Here is a 2,500-nt window from a genome sequence, read left to right as displayed (position 1 = left end):
AAACTTTTTTGACTCTTTTTTCTGCCGCCTGATCGTTTTGCGATCAGCACTTTCGTTTTCAGCAGAGCCTTGAATTCTATACCGAATTTTTAGCTTCGGTCAACTTTTCAAGATCTTTTTTTCTGCTGACTTATCGCTTTCGCGGTAGCTGCAAACTCCGGGGAATTTGTTCGCTGTGTTCAGCAGAGCCATCGACTATAGCACGGTTGTTTTGGCGTTTTCAAATACTTCCGAAAAAACTTTTCAAATCACGCGTCGCTCAAGGACAGCGGCAGTGAGCGCAAGCGCTTTCCCGTCAATGAAAACAGCGCATTGGCCAGTGCCGGCGCCAGCGGCGGAACCCCTGGTTCACCGGCGCCGCTGGGCGCCCTCTCACTGGGAACAAGATAAGTCTCCACAACAGGCGCCTGGGCCAGTCCCAGCATCGCGTACTGGGGGAAGTTCTTCTGCCGCACCACGCCGTCTTCTATATCTATGCGTCCATACAGCGCCGCACTCAAGGCAAACACCACGGAGCCTTCCATTTGCTGCGCAACGATGCCGGGGTGGATGACCGTGCCGCAATCGACGGCGCACACCACGCGATGGACACGCGGGGCACCGTTCTGCAGGGACACCTCCACCACCTGCGCCACGATGGTTCCGAAGGACTCGTGCAGGGCCAGGCCGCGAGCCCGGCCTGCGGGCAGCGCCGTGCCCCATCCCGCTTTGGCGGCGGCCAGGTCGAGCACGGCCAGGTGCCGGGGCGCCTCTTCTAATAGAGAGCGCCTGAAGGCCAGCGGATCCTGCTTCGCGTCCAGGGCCAGCTCGTCCATAAAGCTTTCCGAGAAAAAAGCATTGTGGGAATGCCCCACCGAACGCCAGTAACCCACAGGCACGCCGGAGTGCGTCGCCACATGCGAGATCTTCTGGCTGGCAAAGCCATAGGGCAGGTCGAACAAGCCCTCGGCCGCGCTTTTGTCGGGCGTTTCCACAGGCGCGGCCAGCGCCGGCAGGCTGCGCTCCAGCCAGCGCGGCGTGATGGCGTCGCCGGCCGAGCGGATGCGCAGGCCGCCGACCTTGCCGGCCGCGTCCAGCGATGCGCTGAGCCTGGCCCGCTGCATGGGCCGGTAGAAGTCGTGCGTGGTGTCCTCCTCGCGCGACCAGATCAGCTGGACCGGACGGCCGCCGCATTCCAGGGCAACACGCACGGCCTGGGCCACGCAATCGACCTCCAGCCGGCGCCCAAAGCCGCCGCCCAGCAAGGTCACGGTGATATGGACATCCTCAGGCGCAACGCGCGCCACGCGGGCAGCAACGGCCACAGCCATTTGCGGCACCTGGGTAGGGGCCCACAACCAGACCTTGCCGTCCTTGATCTGCGCGGTGCAGTTCATGGGCTCCAGCGTGGCATGGGCCAGGTAGGGCGCGCTGTACAAGGCCTCGACTTTGCGGCTTGCGGCCGCTTCGGCCTTATCGGTGTCGCCCTTTTCATAAAAAGTGAAACCCGCTTCGTGATCGAGCGCGGCTTGCAGCGCCTTGCCGATCTCGCCGCTGTCCAGCCCGCCGGCCGGGCGCTGCTGCCAGTCCACCGGCACCGCCAGGGCCGCCTGCTGCGCCTGCCACCAGGTTTTCCCCACCACGGCAAACCCGGCAGTGGAGCCCGCATAGGCAGGCAGGCGCACAAGGCGCTCCACCCCGGGCGCGGCCAGGGCTACCTCCGTATGGATGGCGCCGGCCGAACCGCCCAGCATGGGGCACAGCCGGACCGCCGCGTACAGCATGCCCGGCAGCCGCACGTCCAGGCCGAAGACCGCCGTGCCGTTGACCTTGGCGGGCAGGTCCGGGCGCGGGGCCTGACGCCCTATCAGGCTCCAGTCCCTGCGGCTTTTGAGCATCACCTCGCCCGGCGGCGTCGCCGCGGCGAACTTCGCCAGCTCTCCGTAGTGGGCTGAGGGCCCGGAGGGATGGGAAATGATGCCCTTGCTGATGCTGAGTTCGTCCACCGGCAGCTTCCAGTCCAGCGACGCCGCCCCCAGCAGCGAGGCGCGGGCGGTGGCCGCGGCCGTGCGCAGCACCTCCCAGGCGTCGGCCACGCTGGAGGACGCGCCCGTGGCATTGATGCCGAGTTCGCGCGCCAGCTTGCCGACCATCCATTCGCCAAGCCGGACCTTGGTCGGGCGCACCCGGGGCGCGCCTTGCGCCGCATAGTCGTCCACCTCCAGCGGATGGAAGGGCAGGCTGCCGACCAGCATGGCGACGTTGCCGTATATCGCGTCGGCGCCGGCCTGCTCCAGGCTGACCCGCGCCAGCGGCACATCCAGCTCCTCGGCCACCAGCATGGCCAGCGCGGTGTGCACGCCCTGCCCCATTTCGCTGCGCGGCATGGCCAGCACCACGCCACCGTCGGCCCGTATCTTGATCCAGCCATTGAAGACCACGCCCGTGAGGTCGGGTTCCGCGCCGGCCGGCCAGGGGTGGGCCGCGCTGCCCAGGCGCGAGCGCGCCGGCAGGCCGGCAG

At 66.6% G+C, this 2,500-nt stretch carries 1 protein-coding gene; it reads right to left on the bottom strand.

Going from position 1 to position 2,500, the window contains the following annotated elements; genetic code table 11:
- Positions 1–248: 248 nt before the first annotated feature.
- Entirely contained in the window at positions 249–2,492 is a 2,244-nt protein-coding gene (locus AC1DUN_RS16660) for a xanthine dehydrogenase family protein molybdopterin-binding subunit (protein WP_477715136.1), read from the bottom strand.
- Positions 2,493–2,500 lie beyond the last annotated feature (8 nt).

Source organism: Polaromonas sp. P4_F6 (assembly GCF_056401275.1).
This window is presented reverse-complemented; position numbering and strand designations above follow the sequence as displayed.